At 69.7% G+C, this 19,992-nt stretch carries 20 protein-coding genes; 12 read left to right on the forward strand and 8 right to left on the reverse strand.

Translation table 11 applies throughout. The annotated features are described in order from the left end of the window. Nucleotides 1-16: 16 nt before the first annotated feature. Both EJ913_RS03115 and otsB read right to left on the reverse strand, forming a co-directional pair. A complete protein-coding gene (locus tag EJ913_RS03115; RefSeq protein WP_126994637.1) occupies nt 17-253 on the reverse strand; it encodes a hypothetical protein in 237 nt (78 codons plus the stop codon). Nucleotides 254-375: 122 nt separating this feature from the next. Beyond that, the gene (gene otsB / locus EJ913_RS03120) at nt 376-1,188 is read right to left on the reverse strand and encodes a trehalose-phosphatase (RefSeq protein WP_244939215.1); all 813 of its coding nucleotides are present in this window, start codon (nt 1,186-1,188) and stop codon (nt 376-378) included. A 615-nt stretch (nt 1,189-1,803) separates the two neighbouring features. Between otsB and EJ913_RS31425 the strand changes: the two genes are divergently transcribed. After that, nucleotides 1,804-1,992, forward strand: coding sequence for a hypothetical protein (locus EJ913_RS31425; protein ID WP_148125246.1), 189 nt, complete (start codon nt 1,804-1,806; stop codon nt 1,990-1,992). A 105-nt stretch (nt 1,993-2,097) separates the two neighbouring features. Here EJ913_RS31425 and EJ913_RS03130 read toward each other — a convergent pair whose 3' ends face one another. Next, entirely contained in the window at nt 2,098-2,382 is a 285-nt protein-coding gene (locus EJ913_RS03130; RefSeq protein WP_238521960.1) for a hypothetical protein, read from the reverse strand. A gap of 100 nt (nt 2,383-2,482) precedes the next feature. Next, nucleotides 2,483-3,400: an ROK family protein gene (locus tag EJ913_RS03135; RefSeq protein ID WP_126994642.1), complete on the reverse strand. Its 918-nt coding sequence runs from the start codon at nt 3,398-3,400 to the stop codon at nt 2,483-2,485. Nucleotides 3,401-3,644: 244 nt separating this feature from the next. On the opposite strand from EJ913_RS03135, the gene EJ913_RS03140 reads away from it, so the two are divergent. After that, nucleotides 3,645-6,047: an ankyrin repeat domain-containing protein gene (locus EJ913_RS03140; RefSeq protein WP_244939216.1), complete on the forward strand. Its 2,403-nt coding sequence runs from the start codon at nt 3,645-3,647 to the stop codon at nt 6,045-6,047. Between the two features lie 67 nt (nt 6,048-6,114). On the opposite strand, the gene EJ913_RS03145 is transcribed toward EJ913_RS03140, so the two are convergent. Then, a complete protein-coding gene (locus tag EJ913_RS03145; protein ID WP_244939217.1) occupies nt 6,115-7,689 on the reverse strand; it encodes a caspase family protein in 1,575 nt (524 codons plus the stop codon). Between the two features lie 197 nt (nt 7,690-7,886). Between EJ913_RS03145 and EJ913_RS03150 the strand changes: the two genes are divergently transcribed. Then, entirely contained in the window at nt 7,887-8,150 is a 264-nt protein-coding gene (locus tag EJ913_RS03150; RefSeq protein ID WP_126994648.1) for a DUF3126 family protein, read from the forward strand. Between the two features lie 89 nt (nt 8,151-8,239). Here the strand turns inward: EJ913_RS03150 and EJ913_RS03155 are convergent, their stop codons facing one another. Next, on the reverse strand, nt 8,240-8,869 hold the full coding sequence (locus tag EJ913_RS03155) for a hypothetical protein (protein ID WP_126994650.1): 630 nt from the start codon (nt 8,867-8,869) through the stop codon (nt 8,240-8,242). A 242-nt stretch (nt 8,870-9,111) separates the two neighbouring features. Between EJ913_RS03155 and EJ913_RS03160 the strand changes: the two genes are divergently transcribed. The 7 genes from EJ913_RS03160 (at nt 9,112) to EJ913_RS03190 (ending at nt 15,559) form a co-directional block, all read left to right on the forward strand. Continuing rightward, nucleotides 9,112-9,924: an ABC transporter ATP-binding protein gene (locus tag EJ913_RS03160; RefSeq protein WP_126994652.1), complete on the forward strand. Its 813-nt coding sequence runs from the start codon at nt 9,112-9,114 to the stop codon at nt 9,922-9,924. Then, nucleotides 9,914-10,780 (forward strand): ABC transporter permease, encoded by an 867-nt coding sequence (locus EJ913_RS03165; protein WP_126994654.1) that lies wholly within the window; start codon nt 9,914-9,916, stop codon nt 10,778-10,780. The genes EJ913_RS03160 and EJ913_RS03165 overlap by 11 nt, the downstream gene beginning before the upstream one ends. Beyond that, nucleotides 10,777-11,928 (forward strand): ABC transporter permease, encoded by a 1,152-nt coding sequence (locus EJ913_RS03170; protein ID WP_185909664.1) that lies wholly within the window; start codon nt 10,777-10,779, stop codon nt 11,926-11,928. The genes EJ913_RS03165 and EJ913_RS03170 overlap by 4 nt, the downstream gene beginning before the upstream one ends. Before the next feature lie 293 nt (nt 11,929-12,221). Continuing rightward, on the forward strand, nt 12,222-12,551 hold the full coding sequence (locus EJ913_RS03175; RefSeq protein WP_126994656.1) for a hypothetical protein: 330 nt from the start codon (nt 12,222-12,224) through the stop codon (nt 12,549-12,551). Nucleotides 12,552-12,896: 345 nt separating this feature from the next. Further along, nucleotides 12,897-13,670: an ABC transporter ATP-binding protein gene (locus tag EJ913_RS03180; protein ID WP_126994658.1), complete on the forward strand. Its 774-nt coding sequence runs from the start codon at nt 12,897-12,899 to the stop codon at nt 13,668-13,670. Beyond that, nucleotides 13,663-14,499 carry an ABC transporter permease gene (locus EJ913_RS03185; protein WP_126994660.1) on the forward strand — a complete coding sequence of 279 codons (837 nt, stop codon included), beginning with the start codon at nt 13,663-13,665 and terminating at the stop codon, nt 14,497-14,499. Before EJ913_RS03180 ends, EJ913_RS03185 begins: the two co-directional genes overlap by 8 nt. 40 nt (nt 14,500-14,539) lie before the next feature. Continuing rightward, nucleotides 14,540-15,559: an ABC transporter substrate-binding protein gene (locus EJ913_RS03190; protein WP_126994662.1), complete on the forward strand. Its 1,020-nt coding sequence runs from the start codon at nt 14,540-14,542 to the stop codon at nt 15,557-15,559. Between the two features lie 37 nt (nt 15,560-15,596). Here the strand turns inward: EJ913_RS03190 and EJ913_RS03195 are convergent, their stop codons facing one another. Then, nucleotides 15,597-15,917, reverse strand: coding sequence for a peptidoglycan-binding domain-containing protein (locus EJ913_RS03195; RefSeq protein ID WP_126994664.1), 321 nt, complete (start codon nt 15,915-15,917; stop codon nt 15,597-15,599). Nucleotides 15,918-16,040: 123 nt separating this feature from the next. Beyond that, a protein-coding gene (gene prfB / locus EJ913_RS03200; protein WP_126994666.1) for a peptide chain release factor 2 occupies nt 16,041-17,166 on the reverse strand; the annotation gives its coding sequence in 2 pieces (ribosomal slippage) (nt 16,041-17,096 and nt 17,098-17,166; 1,125 coding nt in all). A 280-nt stretch (nt 17,167-17,446) separates the two neighbouring features. Between prfB and EJ913_RS03205 the strand changes: the two genes are divergently transcribed. Next, entirely contained in the window at nt 17,447-18,883 is a 1,437-nt protein-coding gene (locus EJ913_RS03205; RefSeq protein ID WP_126994668.1) for an MBOAT family O-acyltransferase, read from the forward strand. A gap of 31 nt (nt 18,884-18,914) precedes the next feature. Then, nucleotides 18,915-19,865: an SGNH/GDSL hydrolase family protein gene (locus EJ913_RS03210; protein WP_126994670.1), complete on the forward strand. Its 951-nt coding sequence runs from the start codon at nt 18,915-18,917 to the stop codon at nt 19,863-19,865. Nucleotides 19,866-19,992 lie beyond the last annotated feature (127 nt).

Below are 19,992 nucleotides of genomic sequence, written 5' to 3' on the forward strand. Positions count from 1 at the left end.
GGAGCTTCGGACCGACTCAGGCAAACATGTCGAGCAGGCGCTTGGTGTTTTCCTGAGAAGCTTCCAGGACCTTGGCGTTGGCCGCGAAATCGATCTGCGCCGAGGTCACGTCGACGATCACCGCCGGGTCGAGGTTGCCCGCCGCCAGCTGCTCCGACGCGTCCGCCACCCTCCCTTGCGCGTTCTGCAAGCCATCGAGCGCGGTCGCCTGCGGCGCGTAGAGCGAGGAGGAGGTTGCGGAACCGATGGCCATGGCGGCGTTTCCTAAGATCGGCCCCTAAGATCGGTGTTGGATCGGCTTTCGGGGCGGAAGCGTGGCCCAAGCCTACGCCGCCTTCGTGAATTCTTCCTGAAGACCGGATCGTCCGGGCGGGCTCAGCGATCCGCCAGCCAATCGGCGAGCCGGTTCAGGAAGACAACCGCCTCCGCCGGATCGCGCAGTCTCCAGGTCGCGGCGGTGGGTTCGGGGCGCTCCATCACGCGAATCCCGATCCCGCGCCCGACCAGCGCCTGGAAGGCGTCCTCGTCGGTCTCGTCGTCGCCGAGATAGAAGGGCAGCGTGCCGGCCTCGTCCAGGCCCAGCGCGTCGAGCAGAGCCAGGACCGCTTGCCCCTTGTCCCAGGGCATGTTGGGGCGCAGCTCCAGCAATTCCTTGCCGCCGGTGGCGCGCAGACGTGGCTGGCTGGCGGCCAGCGCCCGCACCATGTCGGTCACCGCCGGCTTGATCGCGGGGGAGGCCTGTCGGGTGTGGATGGCGATGGCGAAGCGCTTGCGCTCCACCAGAACGCCCCGCGCCGCGCCGCCCAGATCGGCCAACTGGGTGCGCAGGTCTCCGTCGGCCATCTCCAGATCGGACAGATACTCCAGCCCGATCTGGGTGCGCAGGCCGGGGCCGCGCATGTCGAACCCATGGCTGCCGGCGTAGATCAGGCCTTCCAGCCCGACCATCGCGGTGAGGTCGTCCAGGTCGCGCCCGCTGACGAAGGCGACCGTGCACAGCGCCGCCAGCCGACGCACCGCCGCGCGCGCGGACTCGTCCAGCACGGCCAGCTCGGGGCTTGCCGCAATGGGCGCCAGGGTGCCGTCGTAATCGAGGAACAGGGCCGGTCGGCGATCGCCCATCGTCGCGGCGAGAGCATCGAAATCCGCCAGGGCGGAGGGGGGCGCGGAAGGCGTGGAAGCGTACAAAGGATCGTCCTCGTGCCGTTGCCGGAAAGGCGGGCCGTGCGGCGGGCAGAGAATGCCGCATCTGCGAAACGCCTGGAACGACCGAAAGGTCCATCGGCCGGTCACGAAAGGAGCGGTCGCACCATCTTCCCCGGACATCCGCCATCCATGGCTGTGGCGGATCGGCAACAGAGATCCTCCAAAAACTTCGGCCCCGCGGAGGGGCCGTTGCTTTGGGGGTTGCGGGTCCCCGTCTTTTTGTTATTTTTGCAGTGCAGCAAGCGATTGCTGCTTCGCCCTTCTTGGGCGTTTCCTCCCTAAACTCAAGGCCGCTGTGTTCAGCGGCCTTTTTTCTGCCAGAAAGCCCAGGGGAAAGGCAACCCCTGACAAAAGTCATAGCGGCTTCCTGTCCGCCCCCCGAACGGTGCAGGTTGTCCGACCGCCTCCCAGCCTTTCAGGCCGGTCCTGGTCCCAAAGCGGAGCCAACGGGGGCTTGGTCGAACGGCAAACCATTGTTACACTGACATTTTTTTGAAGCCCATCAACGGAACGACCGGATGCTGTGCGAAGCATGCGTCTGACGACCGTCCTCACACGCCCGAGATTTTACGCGGATCGAACCGTAAAAAAATTTACGTGAACGGTTCCATCCGGCCCGTACAGCTCGAAAAAAGGACCCGACGCGCACGGAACCCCCTGCCCCCGCTGCGCGAACTGTCGTATAGAAGCGGTCAAGCCTCCATCCTAATCAGGAGTTTTTCCATGGACATCGCCATCATGGTTCTGGCCGCCCTGTTCTTCTTCTGGCAGACCATCACCGACTGACACGCTTCCGGTCCCGACCGGGATCGTGAAACGCGAAAGGGCGGCCCCGAGCCTCGGGCCGCCCTTTCGCGTTTTGGGAAGACGCCGTCCTTCCGTCGAAGGCCGTCAGTCGATGGCGGCGCTCGGGCCAAGCCGGGCGTGCGCCGAGGCGATCAACTGCAAGGTTTCCATGATGGAGCCGATGGCCTCGTGGAGATCGGCTTTTCCGTTCGAACCGGGAAGCCGCGACAAGACAGCCTCCAACTCCTCCGCCGCGTCCTGAAGGCTGGCACAGGCCTGCTCCAAGTGGCGTCCGGTCTCCGGAGCGTTTGCAAAATGCAAACAAGCGTCGGCTTTGCCGGCTTTCGTCGCGTTCCGGTTTGCAAAATGCAAAGACGCTTCGATCGCCATGCCGCGCACTCCCTGTTTCTTCCGCATCATGGGCTTGCCCCCGTTCGATCCGCCGACAGGAATGGCAAGACTTGTGCCAGGAAAACGGAAGCCCGGAGGCTTACACCGGCCACAGCCACGCGGCCCCGCGCATGCCGCTTTCCCCCCCGTGGCGCGCCACCGCCAGCCGCGTGCGCGGTTCGGAGGCCAGCGTCCACCGGCCCCAGCGCTCCCGCACCGCCTCGCACAGCCCCGGCAGGGCGGACAGCCCCCCGCCGACGACGACGGCGTCGGGGTCGAGCAGGTTCAGCACCGGCGCCAACGCGCGGGCCAGCGCGTCGGCGTGCCGCGCCAACGTGGCCAGCGCCGCCGGATCGCCGGCCAGCGCGCGCGCCGCAAGGATAGGGGGAGCCACCCTCTCCCCCGTCCGCCACGCGTGCAGCCGCTCCAACCCGGCACCGCACAGCAGCGTTTCGGCGCAGCCGATCCGGCCGCAACCGCAGAAGACGGGCGGGCCGTCCGCCTCGCTCCGCCACGGCAGCGGGCTGTGGCCCCATTCCCCGGCCATGGCGTTGGCGCCGGGCAAGATGCGGCCGTCGACCACGATCCCGCCGCCGGCCCCCGTTCCCAGAATGATGCCGAACACCACCCCGGCACCGGCCGCCGCCCCGTCCACCGCCTCGGACAGGGCGAAGCAGTTGCCGTCGTTGGCGATCCGCACCGGCCGTCCGAGAACCCGCGCCGCGTCCCCGGCGAAGGGCCGCCCGTCGAGCCACGGCAGATTGACCGCCCGCACACGCCCCCCCGCCGGATCGACGATGCCCGGCAGGCTGACGCCGACGCCGCCCTCCCCGTCCGGATCGACCGCCGCCACCGCCGCCGCCAGCGCGGCGAGCGTCTCGTCGTAGCCGCGCGGCGTGGGCAGGCGGTGGCGTGCGCGCTCGGCGCCGCTGGCGTCGAGCGCAATGGCGGCGATCTTGGTGCCGCCGAGGTCTATTCCGACCCGCGTGGGTCCGACTCGCCTGAGTGCGCTTCGCATGGGGTCTTGGCCGTCCGACTGCTTCCTTCGGGGCAACCCTATACCGCCACCCGTCCGGCCGACCATCCCCCGAACGCGCTACCCGGTGGAGGTGCTCCACCCCGGAAGAGAAGCCCCCACCGCCCTTTGCACCGTCCGATCCCAGAACCGGCGTCACTAGAGTCAAGGGTGCGTCCCCTCTCATTGATCGGCGTGTGCGATGCCCATGGACCGTCCAGCCCCGAAACACACTCCGCAACCGGCCGTGTCCCTCCCGGACCATCAGGCGTCGGAGATCCACGACGGACTCGTCCTGGCCCTGCTCGCGCGCAAACGCCTGCTGGTGCTGGTGGGCGAAGCCGGGTCGGGACATGCCGCCGTCTACCGGCAACTGGTCGAGCACATCGCGTCGGACGGCGCCATGGTTCTGCCGGTCACGGCAAACCCCGGCATCGAGATCGAGGATCTGATCCTGGAGGCCGCCGCTGGCGTCCGGATCGGCGAGGAGGATGCGGAGGCGGACTTCGACGCGCTGATCGGCGCGCTGGAGGAACGGCTGGATCTGGCCGGCACCGGGCTGCTGGCGGTGGAGAACGCCGGGGCGCTGGCTCCGCCGGTGCTGGCCGACCTTGTCGAACTGACCCGGTCGGAGACGGCGGCGGGACGCTTCCTTCAGGTTCTGTTGTGTGGCACCCCTGACCTGGAGCGGTCGCTGGCCCGCGCCGGGCTGTCCGACGCGTTGCGCGAACTGGGGGTCATCTACCGGATGGCGCCCGGCGCCGCCCCCTCCAACACGCCGATGGCGCTGGCGGTGGAAGCCGCGACAGCCAAGCAGCCGCCGGCCAAGACACCCAAACCCAACCAGATCGCCAAGCCGGCCTCCGTCAAGCCCGCTCCCCTCCTGGCCGCCCCCGAGCCGGCCCCGCCGGAACCGCCGCGCCGCATCCGCCAGCCGGCCAACGATTGGACCGGCGACGCCGAATGGCCGGGCCAGGACAGCGGCATCGACCGGGGCAACGGGATCGACCGGGGCGTCCGGACCGGCGCCATGGTGATGCCCGGTCCGCCCGGCGACTCCGGGATGCAGGCACCCGATCCCACCCTGCAGCGCCCGCCGCGCCGCGCCGCGCTCTATGCCGGGGCCGCCTTGACGACGCTGGTGCTGCTCGCCGCCGCCGGGGCCGCCGTGGTGACGAGCGTTCCGGGCGTGCTGCCGCCCAACGCCCTGACGACGGCCACGGCGACGGCCACGGCGACGGTGGAGCGCGGCTGGAGCGACACGCGCTCCTTCGTGGAGCGCAACCTGCGCGGCCTGCTGGGCGGCGAGCACGACGGCGAAGCCCTGGCGCTGGGCACCCCGCGCACGGCCCATGCGGATACCCGCGGCTTCCAGCCGCCTTTGGTGCTGCCGCCAGCCCAGCCGGTCGAGCCGCACGCCACCATTACCCAACCGGTCCAGCCGCCGGGCCCGCAAGCCCAAGCCCCTCACACCCAGACGGCGCCGATCCAGACCGCCGCGTTGCCGCCGGCCGCACCGGCCGCCGCCCTCCCGACCTCCGTTGCCCCGATGGCGCCCGAGCAACCCGCCATGCCCCCGGCGCCGTCCTCCGCGCCGCCGGCAGCTCCGGCGAACAGCGAGGCGGCCCCCGGCACGGCGGCGCTGCCGCCGCTGGAGGAGCCGGCCCACGTCTCCCCGCTCGCGGCTCCGCTCGGCTTCGACGGCGACGCCGGGCTGGCGCAGCGCGCCCGCGCCCTGGTCGATCAGGCCCGCCGCCAGATTGCCGGAAAACGCCTGACCACACCGCCGGGCGACAACGCCTACGAGACGGTCCAGCGCCTCCGCCAGACCGCGCCGTCCGCGCCGGAAGCCGCGGAGTTGACCGCGACGATGGCCGACACCTACCGGCGCTGGGCGGCCCTGGCCGAGCGCGACGCCGACTGGAACGAGGCCAGACGCTTCTACGAGCGCGCCCTGATGGTCTCTCCCGACAGTCCCGATCTGCCCGAGCGGATCAAGGCGGCGGGCGAGCGCCGCAGCCTCGGCCCCGCGCCCTCGCTGGCCAATCCGGCGCTCTCCGCCCCGGCGACGGCGACGCCCGGCCTGCACAGCCGCGAATCGGTGCTGGCCCTGCTGCGCAACCCGACCGAGCTGACCCGCGCCCTGCAATCCGGCACCGCCCCCGACACAAGGCTGGACAACGGCAAGACCCTGCTGATGGTCGCCGCCGAACAGGGTCTGACCGACGCCACCCGCATCCTGCTGGACCGCAAGGCCCGAACCGACCTGCGCACGTCGGACGGCGCCACCGCCGTGATGTACGCGGCCTGGGGCGGCTACGAGAGCGTGGTCACCGCGCTGGCCGACGGCGGCGCCGACCTCGACGCCACCAACGACGACGGCAAGACGGCGCTGATGGCGGCGGCGGCGCGCGGGCACACCGGCGTGGCGAACGCCCTGCTCCACCGTGGGGTGGCGGTGGACCGGACGACGGCGAACGGCTGGTCGGCGCTGATGTACGCCGCCAACAACGGGCATGACCGGGCGGCGGCGCTGCTGCTGGAACGTGGCGCCAACCCGTACCGCATGGACACCAACGGCAACTCGGCCCTGACGCTGGGCGCGCTGCAAGGCCATGTCCAGGTGGTCGAGGCGCTGAAGCCCCGCTGAGACATTCTGATGAGCCGGAGCGCCGCGCCTTCCAGCCTTGGAAGGGGCGCCGCTCCGGAGGTGTGGATCAGTCGTCCAGCTTGACCGGCCCGCGCCACAGCCCGGCGCTCCGGCTGCCGTCGCCGAATCGGAAGACCCCCGGGCCGTCCGGCTGGCCGTCGCGGAACCGCCCGGCGAAGCGGCTGCCGTCCAGGAAGGTCATGACGCCGTAACCCGACATCAGGTCGCGCGACCATTCCCCCTCGTAGGTCTGACCGTTGGCGAAGCGGTAGACGCCGAACCCCTCGCGGCTGGGACGGCCGAGCCCGCCGTTCCCCTCGCTCTGCGACCACGCCCCCTCGTAACGGTCGCCGTTGGGAAACTGGTAGCTCCAATGGCCGCCGCGCCCGCCGCGCGCCCGCTCCGCCGCCGTCCGTGCGCTGCCCACCGCCTGCATCGCCCGCTGTTCCGCCGTCCCGGCCGGTCCGTCGGCTCCTTGCGGATCCGAAGCGCCGGAGGGCGGCAGCGTGGCGACGCCGTCCGGAGCCATGGACGGTTCGGAGGACGGCCCGGCCTCGACCGCGCCGCGCGGCAACGCCGCCACCGGGGGCGGCGGCTCGCCCCAACGCTCCGACAGGGTGCCGGCGGTGACGTAGCCGATCCGGCCGGCGGCGTCGCGGACACGCACCCAGCTTCCCTGCGGCACCGCCTCGATCACCGTCACCGCGTCGCCGCGCGCCAGCGGCGCCACGCCGCGCGCCCCGACCGCCGGGCGCTCGAACAGCATGCCGCCGCGCACCGCCTCGTAGCGGCCGGGCGACAGGGCGGCGGGGACGTTGGGCGGCGCAGGGGACGCTTCCTTGGCCGGAGGTTCCTTTGGCGGTTCCTTCGGCACCGGCTTGACCGCCGCGACCACCGCCGGGACCAGCACCAGATCGCCGCCCAGCCGGTCCTGGAGCCAGGGCAGTTGTCGCCCCCCGCTGCGCGTGGCGACGGCGCGGGCGACCTCCGCCAGCGAATCGCGCAAGGGGACGCCCGGCTTGACGATCTCGCGGGCCAAAGCGGCGGTGAAGGCGTCCGGCCCCTTGCCGGTCGCGGCGACCGGCGGCACGCCCGGCCGGTGCGCATAGATCACGAACAGCCCGTCCGCCTCCAGCGGCGTGCCGAGCGCGCCGCCGCCGACCCGTTCGGCCAGCGGGTTGTCGCCCCCGGCCGGGTCGAGCGCCACCACCGTCCGGCGCCCGATTCCGCGCAGGTCGCCCAGCAAAGCGTCGAGGTCCAGCGCATCGCGCGGCAGGTCGCCGGCGGTGGCGGGGGCGGCGTCGGTTGGCAAGAGATACTCGCGCTCCTCCACCCCCACCGCGAGACCGCTGTAATAGACGAAGCCGAGATCGGCGCCGGACAGCGATTCGCGGAAGCGTTCCAGCGCCGATTCCATGGCGACGCGGCCGAGATTGTCGGCCCGCGTCACGCTGAAGCCCGCCTTGCGCAGCGCCGCCGCCATCGCCGCCGCGTTGACGCCGACCGTGGCGACCTCCCCGGCCGCGGCGGCGTAACGCGCGTTGCCCAGCACCAGCGCGACGCGCTTCTCCACCGCCCCCGCCGGCTCCATTGCCAGCAGAAGCGCTCCGGCGAACAACGATCCCCACAGCACGGCCTTCACCCCGGCCCCTCCCGCTTCCCTGCCTCGAGTCCGCGGGAGCATAGCCGTTCCATCCGGCCGCGCCTCCCGTTCTTTCGAGGCGTCCAGCCGGCGGGCGCTACCCCGCGCGAAAGGGGATGAGCGGCGAGGTTGCGCTTTTCCTTTGCGACAAAGCCGCCTATATGACGCGCTTTCCGCACCGATTCTCGAGGACCGCCATGCCGCCCGCCAAACCCACCGCCGCCCGGATCTCCGACACCGAAATCGCCCGCGTCCAAGGCTACCTGCGCAAGACGCTGGGCAACCCCAAGCTCGTGATCGAGGCCCCGGCCAAGCCCGGCCAGTCGGCCGAGGTGACGCTGGACGGCGAGTTCTTCGGCACGCTGAACCGCGACGAGGACGAGGGCGAGGTCTCCTACGCGCTGCACGTCGTGATCCTGGAAGAGGACCTGCCGGAGCCTCCGGCCCTCCCGCGCCGCTGACGGCGGACGCAATTTGCGGGGCCCCCTCCCCGACACTCCCCCGCCTTTCGCGGGAGAGGGATGGGGAGGGAGCAACGACCCGCCCCCGCTCAACGGCTGTGGGGGCGAAGCTCCGCCGCCAGGGCCGCCAGCAGGCCCTCGCCGCTCGACAGGCTCAGCCCGCGCACCAGCACGATGGCGCGCCGCCCGTCGCGCCGGTGCAGCACCAGCCGAACGCCGCGCCCGCCGGCCTCCTTCATCGCCGCCTTGACCGCGTCCGGCGCCACGCCGCCGCCGACCAGTTCCAGCTCCGTCTTGTGGCCGTAGTCGCGGCTGGGATCGATCCAGGCGACGAACAGCGGCCGCCCGCCGATCATCGGGTACAGCGTCAGGTCGCGGATGTTCTCGTGCCGGTAGATGCGGGCGCCGTCCACCGTCAGCCCGGCCTTGGTGACGCCCAGCCGCACCGCGCGCCGCCGCACCGTCTCGCTCAGCATGACCACCCACAGCACCATCACCGGCACCGCGCACAGGCCCGCCAGCCATTGCAGCATCCGGGCGGTGTGGTCGGGCGCCAGTCCGGATCCGGCGATCAGCCCCGCCGCCAGCAGGCCGGCGACCAGCAGATAGCGCGTGCGGATGCGCGGACCGATGCCCGGCGTCGCCACGAACACGGCGCCGCTGCCCGAGTCCTCGCGCGTGACTTCGACCGGCGGCGGGGGAGAGGGAGCGGCGGGCATGGGCGTGATCCTGGGCTTGGCAACCGCGCGCCGTCCAGCCTTATCGCGGACACGGCCACTTCGGACGCTTTCTTCAATGCTTTCAAACGACTGGGCCACCAGCCCGCGACGGTGCCGCCTCTGGCGCCGAAGACGCGTCGGTGTTAGCGTTTGCAACTCTTACCCACATCCGATCCGCGCTGGAAGGATCCTCGCCCGTGCACACCGCGCCACCGCCCCGATCCGACGGGGCGTCCACACCCGTGCCCGCCTCCAGCGCCCCCGCCGACGGCCCCGGCCACCCCATCGTCGACATCCGGGGCCTGTCGCTGATCTACCCCACCGCCGACCAGCCGGTCACCGCGCTGAGCGACGTCAGCCTGTCCATCGCCAAGGGCGATTTCGTCTCGCTGATCGGGCCGAGCGGGTGCGGCAAGACCACCCTGCTGCGCGTCATCGCCGATCTGGAACGCCCGACCTCCGGCCGCATCGCGGTGGAAGGGCTGTCGCCCGAACAGGCCCGGCTGAAACGGCTGTACGGCTATGTCTTCCAAGCCCCGGCGCTCTATCCCTGGCGCAACGTCGAGCGCAACGTGATGCTGCCGCTGGAGATCATGGGGCTGCCCGCCGCCGAGCGCCGGACCCGCGCCCGCGCGCAGTTGGAGCGCGTCGGGCTGGCCGGCTTCGAGCGGAAATTCCCCTGGCAGCTCTCGGGCGGCATGCAGCAGCGGGTGTCGATCGCCCGCGCGCTGGCGCTCCAGCCCGACCTGCTGCTGCTGGACGAGCCCTTCGGCGCGCTCGACGAGATCACCCGCGACCATCTGAACCTGCACTTGACGCAACTGTGGCGGGCCACCGGAAAGACCTGCGTCTTCGTCACCCATTCCATCGCCGAGGCCGTGTTCCTGTCGACCCGCATCGTGGTGATGAGCCCGCGCCCCGGCCGCATCCTCGACGTCATCGACTGCGACCTGCCGCGCGAGCGCACGCTGGACATCCGCGAGACGCCGGAGTTCGCCGCCATCGCCCACCGTGTCCGCGAAGGGCTGAAGGAAGGCCACAGCTATGACGACTAGGCGGTTCCTGCCCGTCGCCACCATGACGCTGCTGCTGGTCGCCGTCTGGTACGCGGGCGCCCTGTGGCTGAACGCCCCGCAGGCGGAGGAAGCGCTGGTCCGCGCGGCCAAACCCTGGGGCTGGACCGACCTGCTGGCCCAGGCCTACGGCATGAAGCGCCCGATCCTGCCCACCCCGGACCAGGTGGCGGTGGAGCTGTGGAACTCGCTGACCGGCACCACGCCCACCAGCCCGCGCAACCTGCTGTTCCACGCCTGGGTGACGGCGGAGGCGGCGCTGACCGGGCTGGCGATGGGGCTGGCGCTGGGCACGTTGCTGGCGGTCGGCATCGTCCACACCCGCACGCTGGAGTACAGCCTGCTGCCCTGGGTCATCGCCTCGCAGACCATCCCGATCCTGGCCATCGCGCCGATGATCGTGGTGATCCTCGGCAATCTCGGGCTGACCGGGCTGCTGCCCAAGGCGGTGATCTGCATGTATCTGTGCTTCTTCCCGATCACGGTGGGCATGGTGAAGGGGCTGCGCGCCGCCGATCCGCTGTGGCTCGACCTGATGCGGACCTATTCGGCGGGGGGATTGCGGAGTTTCTGGTCGCTGCGGCTTCCGGCCTCGCTGCCCTTCCTGTTCGCCAGCCTCAAGGTGTCGGTCGCCATCAGCGTCGTCGGCGCCATCGTCGGCGAACTGCCGACCGGCGGACAAGCCGGCTTGGGCGCACGGCTGCTGTCGGGGTCCTACTACGGCCAGACCGTGCAGATCTGGAGCGCGCTGGTCATGGCCTCCCTTCTCTCCGTGTTGCTGATCGGCGTGGTCCGCACCGTCGAACTGGCCCTGCTGGGCAAGGCGGGTGCGCGATGACCGGTCACCACACCGCCGATCCCTACCGCACCACCCTGCGGACCGCCGCCGACTGGGGGTTGGTCGCCTTGGTCCTGATCGTGCTGGCGGCGCTTACCCTGCCGCTGGGCGCCAAGGACGGGGTCGCGCTCGGCTGGTTCGGCGGCTCGCTGGCGCCGCTGTTCCTGATCGGGGTCGCGCTCGCGGTCATCGGCGGGCGCACCGCGCCGTCGCGGCCGCTGGGCGCCTGGGTCGAGCTGGCCGCCGTCGCGCTGGCCTGGCTGCTGCCGCTGCATCTGCTGGACGAGGAGATCGACCTGTCGGCCGGCTGGGGGCTGTGGCTGTTCCTCACCGCCGCGACGCTGCTGCTGTGGCGGGTGCTGGGAACGCTGTCCGGCGTGCCGGGCTGGACCCGATCGGTGCTGGTGCCCGGCCTGTTCGGGCTGGGGCTGCTGGCGGGGTGGGAGGTTCTGGTGCGCGGCTTCCAGGTGCCGGCCATCCTGCTGCCGGCGCCGAGCCGCATCGCCGCCGCGCTGGCCGCCAACGCGCCGGTGCTGTGGGACGATTTCGGCCAGACGGTGCTGACCGCGGTGGTGCGCGGCTACCTGATGGGCTGCGGCGCCGGCTTCGCCGTAGCGCTGCTGGCCGACCGGGTGCCGTTCCTGGCGCGCGGGCTGCTGCCGCTCGGCAACCTCGCCAGCGCCATCCCGGTCGTCGGCATCGCCCCGATCATGGTCATGTGGTTCGGATTCGACTGGCCGTCCAAGGCGGCGGTCATCGTGGTGATGACCTTCTTCCCCATGCTGATCAACACGCTGGCCGGGCTGGACAGCTCCGAACGGATCCAGTTGGACCTGATGCGCTCCTACGGGGCCGGGCACGCGCGCACGCTGGTCAAGCTGCGGCTGCCCAACGCCCTGCCCTTCCTGTTCAACGGCTTGAAGATCAACTCCACCCTGGCGCTGATCGGCGCCATCGTGGCCGAGTTCTTCGGCACGCCGGTGGTCGGCATGGGATTCCGAATCTCGACCGAGGTGGCGCGCATGAACCTCGACATCGTCTGGGCGACCATCGCGGTGGCGGCGCTGACCGGATCGGGCTTCTACGGCGGGCTCGCTCTGCTGGAGCGGCTGACGACGGCGTGGCATCCGTCGATGCGGGAACGCTGAGTCGCGGATTGACCATGCGCGAATGGCCGGCGCCCGTTTTCGCAAATTGCCGGACGGCTTTCGCAAAATGACGGGCAATCCGCGCCGGGCCGTCCGAACGGGCGGCCCGCATTGTCGAAAACCACATGGAAAACACACCCTCTCCTCTGGCACGCCGATTGCTCTTTGTCGCGATGCCGGCGGCGACGCGGTTGTGGCTTGTGCCCTCCGGCAAGTTTCCTCCCTAAACTCGGCCGACCGTGATTTCCCCTCGCGGCCGGCCCCTTATTCCGGCAGACGCGGGAGTTGCGGCGATGGGCCAAGTGATCGTTCTGAAGCATGTCCGGTTGACCAAGACCTTTCAGGCCGTCGAGGCGGCCGCCCTGTCGCTGGACAGCGAATTGGACGGCCTGAGCGCGGCGGCGGCGGTCGGCCTGCCCGATTTCTCCGAGGAGACCGCCATGCTGCGGACCTACGTCCGCACCCTGTCCGTGCTTCTCCAAACGATGACCCCCGACGAGATCGACGAGGCTGGCCTGACCGACCGGTACAGGCTGGCGGAGGAGGCGGTCGACCGCTGCGCCGCCAACCTCCAAAACCTCACCCGCCAATACGCTCCCTCCCCCTTCGCCAACATTGCCTGACCGAACCGGCACCGGACAGGCCCTGTCCGGAATCGCACACGGTTCTCCGTCAACCATCCGGAAACATCTGGGCGGAATGGCGTCTTCCCGCCATTTCCACTACCGGCGCGCGTGGCACGCGGCTTGCGGCTGAGGTCTCCGGATCGACACGGGCGTGACCCGCCGCCGATCCGTCCAGAGCGCCTTGCCGGCCGCCTCCGCGCGGCCGGCCCTTTTGGCGCGGCGCCACGCCCCCGCGCACGGCACCCCCTTGGGACGAACACTCGACAGGCCGGTGCCTGTTGCGACAGAGTGCCGCTCCCGCCGGACCCGGCGGAACGACACGAACGCGCGGCACAGGGTGCGATGAGGCTTCTGGTTTCCGATCTGACCCACCGGTACGAGGATTTGACCGTACTGGACGGCATCGATCTGACGCTCGCCGAGGGCGAGGTCCTGGCGGTGATCGGCCCCAGCGGCTGCGGCAAGTCCACCCTTCTCGGCATCGCCGGCGGCATCGTCGCCCCCACGTCGGGGCGCGTGTCGGTGGAGGGGCCGCTTCCCGACGGCTGCCTGAACCCGATCACCTTCATCTTCCAGGATTTCGCCCTGCTGCCCTGGCGCAGCGTGGAGGACAACGTCGCCCTGGTGCTGGAACACCACCCTCTGCCGACGGCGGAGCGGCGCGAGCGGATCGAGACCGGCCTGCGCCGCATGGGCCTGTGGGAGTTCCGCAAGGCGCTGCCCAAGCAGTTGTCCGGCGGCATGCGCCAGCGGGTCGGCATCGCCCGCGCGCTGGCGGTGCGCCCGGCGATGCTGCTGCTGGACGAGCCGCTGTCGGCGCTCGACGCCCAGACCCGCGAACTGCTGATGGACGATTTCCTCGACCTCTGGCGGCGCGAGAAGACAACGGCGCTCTACGTCACCCACAATCTGGACGAGGCGCTGCGGCTGGCCGACCGGGTCGTGGTGCTGAGCCGCCGCCCCGGCCGCATCCGCGAGATCGTCACCGTCGAGGAGCCGCGCGACCGCCGGCAAGCCCCCTCCGCCCAGGCCCATCTGGCCGAGGTGCGCGAACGGCTGTGGCACCTGATGAAGGCCGAGGCCCAGATGGCCGACCGGGAGATCGCCCATGTCTGAGATCCTGCGTTCCGACGCTCTCCCCTCCGCCAGCCCGTCGTTGTCCGGCCCGCAGCCGGTGCGCTTCCGCGGCGGGGGCTTCACCGTGCGCCGCCACCCCTGGGCGGCGCTGGCCGCCTTCGCGGTGCTGATCGGGCTGTGGGAGGGGGCGAGCCGCATCGGGCTGGCCAGCCCGCTGTTCCTGCCGCCGCCGAGCGCGGTCGGCGCCGCGCTGTCGGTCATGGTCACCGACGGCTCGCTGTGGCTGAACCTGAAGGCGTCGCTGGGGCGCATCGCGGTCGGCTGGACGCTGGGCACGCTGGGCGGCATGCTGGTCGGCTTCGCCATGGGCATCGGGTCGCTGGCGCGCGCGGTCGGGGTGCCGCTGGTCTCGGCCTTCTTCCCGATCCCGAAGATCGCGTTGCTGCCGCTGTTCATCCTGTGGTTCGGCATCGGCGAGCCGTCGAAATTCGCCACCATCGGCTTCGGCGTCTTCTTCCCCACCGTGATCGCCACCTACAGCGCCATCGATTCGGTGCCGCGCAACCTGATCCGCATGGCGCAGAGCTTCGGCCTGCCATGGCGGTCGATCCTGCGCTCCATCGTACTGCCGGGGGCGCTGCCGGGGATTCTCGCCGGCTTCCGCATCAGCTCCTCGATCGCCCTGATCCTGGTCGTCGCCGCCGAGATGATCGGGGCCGAATACGGCATCGGCGCCTTCGTGCTGATGGCCGGCAACCTGATGCAGACCGACACGCTGCTGGCCGGCGTGCTGGTGCTGTCGCTGATGGGGCTGACCATCGGCACGCTGCTGTCGCTGCTGGAACGGCGCCTGCTGAAATGGCGCTGAGTCCCTCAATCAACAAAACTCGCCAAGGGAGGACACCATCATGAGCTTCACCACCTGGACCCGCCGCGCCGTGCTGGGCGGCTTGACCGCGACGCTGGCGGCGACCGCGCTGCCGGCGCTGGCGCAGACGCTGGAGAAGTCGTCGGTCGGCGTGCTGGCGCTGTCGTCCTCCGGCCCGATCTTCATCGCCAAGGCCAAGGGCTATTTCGCCAAGGAAGGGCTGGACGTCGAGCTGAAGATGTTCACCTCGGCCCAGCAGGTTCCGGTCGCGGTGGCGTCGGGCGACGTCGATTTCGGCGTCACCGGGCTGACGGCGGGCTTCTACAATCTGGCCGCCAAGGGCGCCGTCACTATCGTCGCCGCCCAGAGCCGCGACGAGCCGGGCTTCCCCTTGAGCGCCTACGTCGCGACCAACGCCGCCTACGAGGCCGGGCTGACCAAGCCGTCCGACCTGAAGGGCAAGCGCATCGCCATCACCACGGTGGGCTCGACCTTCCATTACATGATCGGCATCCTCGGCCAGAAATACGGCTTCACGGTCAAGGACGTGACCATGGTGCCGCTGCAGGACGTGCCGAAGATGGTCTCCGCCTTCAAGGGCGGTCAGGTGGACGCCATCCTGGCGCCCTCCACCGTCTCGCGGCAGGTGGTGGCCGACGGCGCCGGCAAGATCGTCGGCTGGGCCGGCGACGAGACGCCCTGGCAGCTCGGCGCGCTGTTCACCGGCCCGAAGACCATCCAGCAGCGCCGCCCGGTGGTGGAGAAGTTCATCCGCGCCTACAAGACCGCGCTCGCCGAATACCACGCGGCGTTCAACGCCAAGGATTCCTCGGGCGCCCTGGTGAAGGGGCCGGGCTACGACGAGCTGGTCGCCATCATTGCCGAGGCGACCAAGCAGAAGCCGGAGATCGTCACCGCCGGCCTGCCCTACGCCGACCCGCAGGCCAAGCTGCTGATCGACGACGTGGTGAACCAGGTGAAGTTCTGGCAGTCCGAAGGACAGGTGGACAAGACGCTGGAGCCCAAGTCGGTGATGGATCTGAGTTTCGTCGGGCAGTGAGAAACGCCCTCTCCCGCCCCGGAAGAGGGAAACTCCATCACGGCTTCCGCGCGCCCGGCGCGTAGACCTTCGGCTGGGCGAAGTTCAGGTGGTCGAGAAGCTCCTGGCTGACGCAGCCGTCCACCGGCAGCTTGGCCGCGCGCTGGTAGGAGCGGATCGCCGACTGGGTGCGCGATCCCATCTTCCCGTCCACGCCGCCGGCCTTGAAGCCGTGCTCGTTCAACGCCTCCTGGGTGCCGGATACGAAGGCCCGGAACATCTCCGGCGGCATGCCGTCCGACCCGCAGGCGGCGAAGGCCGGGGTGGCGGCCGAGGTGGCGGCGGTGACGAGAAGCGCGGCGCAGAGATAACGGATCATCCTGGAAAACTCCCGAGTCGCTGAGGTCATGCCCTGAAAACAGCGACGCCCCCGATCCCATTCCCGAAAACGCGGAAACGGCATCGGGGGCGCCACCATTGAACCGCCGTCAACGGGCCTCTATCAGCCCGCGCTGTCCTCGTCGCTCTGCCCCTTGATGCGGGCGGCCAGCGCCGCCTCCAGGAAGGGATCGAGCGCGCCGTCGAGCACCGCCTGGCTCTGCGAGGTCTCCACGTCCGTCCGCAGATCCTTCACCATCTGGTAGGGGTGTAGGACGTAGGAGCGGATCTGGTGGCCCCAGCCGATGTCGGTCTTGGTCGCTTCCAGCGCGGCGGCGGCGTCCTCGCGGATCTTCAACTCCCGCTCGTACAAGCGGGCGCGCAGCATGTCCCACGCCTTGGCGCGGTTCTTGTGCTGGGAGCGTTCCTGCTGGCAGCTCACCGCGATGTTCGTCGGCAAGTGGGTGATGCGCACCGCCGAGTCGGTCTTGTTGATGTGCTGCCCGCCGGCGCCCGACGCCCGGTAGGTGTCGATGCGGCAATCCTTCTCGTTGATCTCGATGTCGATCTTGTCGTCGATCACCGGAGACACCGAGACGGCCGAGAAGCTGGTCTGGCGCCGCGCCTGGCTGTCGAACGGGCTGATGCGCACCAGACGGTGCACCCCGGCCTCGGTCTTCAGCCAGCCATAGGCGTTGTGGCCCTTGATCTGGATGGTCGCGGACTTGATGCCGGCCTCTTCGCCGGCGCTCTCCTCCAGCCATTCGGTCTTGAAGCCATGCTGCTCGGCCCAGCGCGTGTACATGCGCACCAGCATCAGCGCCCAATCCTGCGCCTCGGTGCCGCCGGCCCCGGCGTTCACCTCGACGTAGCAGTCGTTGGCGTCGGCCTCGCCCGACAGCAGGCTTTCGAGTTGGAGCTTGGCCGCCCGTTCGCGCAGCGCGTAGAGCTGGGCCTCGGCGTCGGCGACGACGGTGGCGTCGCCTTCCTCCTCGCCCATCTCGATCAGCTCAAGGCTATCGGCCAGATCGCGTTCCAGCGCGCGGTAGCCCGACACCGAGGTGTCGAGCTGCGTGCGCTCGCGCATGATGGTCTGCGCGCGGGTGGGGTCGTCCCAGAGCTTGGGATCCTCCGCGAGGTTGTTCAGTTCGTCGAGACGACGCAGCGCGTTATCCCAGTCAAAGATGCCTCCTCAGCAGCGCCAGCGATTCTCTGATCTCGCCAGCGGCCGCCTCGATCTCGGCCCGCATGGCGGTGCCTCCTCGTCAGCCTAGAGTTAAAAGGATGGTCGGCTGCATATGTAGCGGCTCGTTCCCCGGCTTGCACCCCCTTAATCCGCCCGTTTGCCCGAGCGGCTTAGACCGCGCGTCCTAACCGGTCCGAATCATCCGGTTTCGTCATTTCTGAGTACGACGCTTATCCGGCGCGACACCCCCACGGCGGCGGCGGGGAATCTCACAATTGGAATTATGTTCGGGCCTGTCTTCTCCATTCTTGCGTGTCCTGAAACTCGATTTCGCGCGGTGCCCGATGAGCTTCACCAGCCTCAATTTCCTGCTGTTCATCACCGTGTTCACCGCCGGCTTCATGGCGATGGCGCGGACGCGGGTGTTCACGCCCTTCCTGCTGATCGCCAGCTACGTCTTCTACGGCTACTGGGATTACCGGTTCTGCGGGCTGCTGGCCTTCGCCACGCTGGTCGATTTCTACTGCGGCATGAAGATCGCCGACGCCGACGACAAGCAGACCAAGAAATTCTATTTGTTCATCAGCCTCGGCATGAACTTGAGCATGCTGTTCTTTTTCAAATACTTCAATTTCTTCATCGACAGCGCCGAGGTGGCGCTGTCCTCGCTGGGGGTCGAGATCGGCCAGCGGACGCTGAACATCCTGCTGCCGGTCGGGATCTCCTTCTACACCTTCCAGAACCTCAGCTACGGCATCGACCTCTACACCGGCGATCTGAAGCAGCCGGAACGGTCGCTGGTCCGTTACGCCACCTTCACCGCCTTCTTCCCGCAGCTCGTCGCCGGCCCCATCGTGCGGGCGCGCGACCTGCTGCCGCAAATCCAGTCCGGTCCGCGCGACATCCCGTTTCAGGAGCGGTTCGCCGGGCTTGAGAAGGTGGTCTGGGGCTATTTCCTGAAGATCGGTCTGGCCGACAACGCCGCAGCCGTGGTCGACGCCCGGTTCCACCAGCCGGAGTTCTACAACGCGTTGCAGCACGTGATGGGGCTGGTCTGCTTCTCGTTGCAGATCTACGGCGACTTCGCCGGCTATTCGCTGATCGCCATCGGGCTGGCGCAGATCTTCGGCTACACCATGTGCCAGAACTTCGCCCGGCCCTACTTCGCCACCGGCATGCGCGACTTCTGGCGGCGCTGGCACATCTCGCTGTCGACGTGGTTCCGCGACTACGTCTACGTCCCGATGGGCGGCAACCGCACGCGCTGGCTGCGCACCCGCAACATCGTCATCACCATGCTGATCTCCGGCCTGTGGCACGGCGCCAACTGGACCTTCCTGCTGTGGGGTGCCCTGCACGGCGCGCTGATGGTGACCGAGGACGCCCTGCGCTGGCTGGGGTCGAAGAGCCCGATCCGCCTGACCGGCCTGTCGCTCGCCGCCGGGCGGCTGATGATGGTGGGCATGGTCTTCGTCATCGTCACCCTGACCTGGCTGCCCTTCCGCGCCGACAACCTCCAGACCGTCTGGACCATTCTGGGCATCATCGGCGACGGCGACTTCACCCTGCCGCGCGGCATGCAGCAGGCAAGCTCCCTGGTCCGCGTCGCCATCATGGGGCTGATCGTGCTGGCGGTGGACGCGATGATCGAGAAGGGCGCCGGGAAACGCTATGCCGGGACCAACGTGATCGCCCGGTCGATGGCCTGCTCCTTCCTGATCCTGACGATGCTGCTGTTCGGCAGCTTCGAGAACCACGCCTTCATCTACTTCCAATTCTGAGCACGGCCATTTCAAGCACGGAGTTCGTCCGATGATCCGCCTCTTGTCCTGCATCGCGTTGATCGTCGCCATGGTGGCGACCATGGACCGGGTCCTGGCCTCGGCGCTGGGCGACCTGCTGCTGCGGTCGGACGACCGCTTCATGGCGGTCTACCGCCCCGCCCCGCCCGACGAGCGGCCGGCGGACGTGGTCGTGCTCGGCAATTCGCGCGCCGACAACCACTTCCCGACCGAGGCGGTGAGCGCCGTCGCCTGCGGCACGGCGATCAACCTGGGCATGGGGGGCGCGCCGACCACCGTGTCCGACGCGCTGTGGCAGGATTACGTGGAGCGCCACGGCGCGCCGCGCCTGCTGATCCTGGAACCGACCGGGGTGGTGGACGACCCGCGCACGCTGGCCGACGTGCCCTTGCTCTCGCACTACTCGCCGCGCGTGGACGAGTTGGTCCGCAAGGTGGATCACGGCCAGTGGCTGTCCAACAAGGCCTTCCACCTGATGGCCTTCAACAGCAACCAGACGATCCGGCTGGCGGCGGGTCTGATCCGTCCGTCCGGCGACCGCACCCTGTCGGGCACCGTCCCGGCCCCGCTCCGCGCCCAGCTGGCGAACGCGCCGGAGGAGACGATGGTCGGCTTCCAGCTGAACTGGGAGGCGATGGACCGCATCGTCCAGAGCGCGCGGGCGCAGGGCACCAAGGTGGCGGTGGTGATCACGCCCTTCTATCCCGTCCACGCCGCCAAGCTGACCAACTACGACGCCTTCTTCGAGGACATGAAGCGCCGCCTGCCGGCCGACGTGGCCTTCATCGACGCCCGTCGCGGCGTGCAGAAGGAGGAGCTGTTCATGGACGCCCTGCACGTCAACGAGGACGGCGTGAAGGCGATGTTCGCGGCGCTGGAACCGGACCTCCGCCCGCTCGGCGCCTGCCCGGTGGACGCCATCGCGTCGCTGTCCACCCCGGTGGAAACGAGCCAGCGCTGATTTGATGCCCTCTCCCGCCCCGGGAGAGGGAGGGGACCCATCGCAGATGGAGAGAGTGAGGCGCTAGCGGGCGTGGTTACTGAATCCTTGCCCCCATAGCCCCTCACCCTTCCCGCTTTCAGCGGGC

It is taken from the genome of Azospirillum doebereinerae (assembly GCF_003989665.1).
GTDB lineage: Bacteria > Pseudomonadota > Alphaproteobacteria > Azospirillales > Azospirillaceae > Azospirillum > Azospirillum doebereinerae.

Bases quoted from the DNA above. Each gene is read 5' to 3' on its own strand.
- EJ913_RS03165 (WP_126994654.1), top strand. From the start codon at position 9,914: ATGACGACTAGGCGGTTCCTGCCCGTCGCCACCATGACGCTGCTGCTG.
- EJ913_RS03175 (WP_126994656.1), top strand. From the start codon at position 12,222: ATGGGCCAAGTGATCGTTCTGAAGCATGTCCGGTTGACCAAGACCTTT.
- EJ913_RS03155 (WP_126994650.1), bottom strand. From the start codon at position 8,869: ATGCCCGCCGCTCCCTCTCCCCCGCCGCCGGTCGAAGTCACGCGCGAG.
- EJ913_RS03135 (WP_126994642.1), bottom strand. From the start codon at position 3,400: ATGCGAAGCGCACTCAGGCGAGTCGGACCCACGCGGGTCGGAATAGAC.
- EJ913_RS03130 (WP_238521960.1), bottom strand. From the start codon at position 2,382: ATGGCGATCGAAGCGTCTTTGCATTTTGCAAACCGGAACGCGACGAAA.
- EJ913_RS03195 (WP_126994664.1), bottom strand. From the start codon at position 15,917: ATGATCCGTTATCTCTGCGCCGCGCTTCTCGTCACCGCCGCCACCTCG.
- EJ913_RS03180 (WP_126994658.1), top strand. From the start codon at position 12,897: ATGAGGCTTCTGGTTTCCGATCTGACCCACCGGTACGAGGATTTGACC.
- EJ913_RS03115 (WP_126994637.1), bottom strand. From the start codon at position 253: ATGGCCATCGGTTCCGCAACCTCCTCCTCGCTCTACGCGCCGCAGGCG.
- EJ913_RS03150 (WP_126994648.1), top strand. From the start codon at position 7,887: ATGCCGCCCGCCAAACCCACCGCCGCCCGGATCTCCGACACCGAAATC.
- EJ913_RS03185 (WP_126994660.1), top strand. From the start codon at position 13,663: ATGTCTGAGATCCTGCGTTCCGACGCTCTCCCCTCCGCCAGCCCGTCG.
- EJ913_RS03170 (WP_185909664.1), top strand. From the start codon at position 10,777: ATGACCGGTCACCACACCGCCGATCCCTACCGCACCACCCTGCGGACC.
- EJ913_RS03190 (WP_126994662.1), top strand. From the start codon at position 14,540: ATGAGCTTCACCACCTGGACCCGCCGCGCCGTGCTGGGCGGCTTGACC.
- EJ913_RS03210 (WP_126994670.1), top strand. From the start codon at position 18,915: ATGATCCGCCTCTTGTCCTGCATCGCGTTGATCGTCGCCATGGTGGCG.
- EJ913_RS03205 (WP_126994668.1), top strand. From the start codon at position 17,447: ATGAGCTTCACCAGCCTCAATTTCCTGCTGTTCATCACCGTGTTCACC.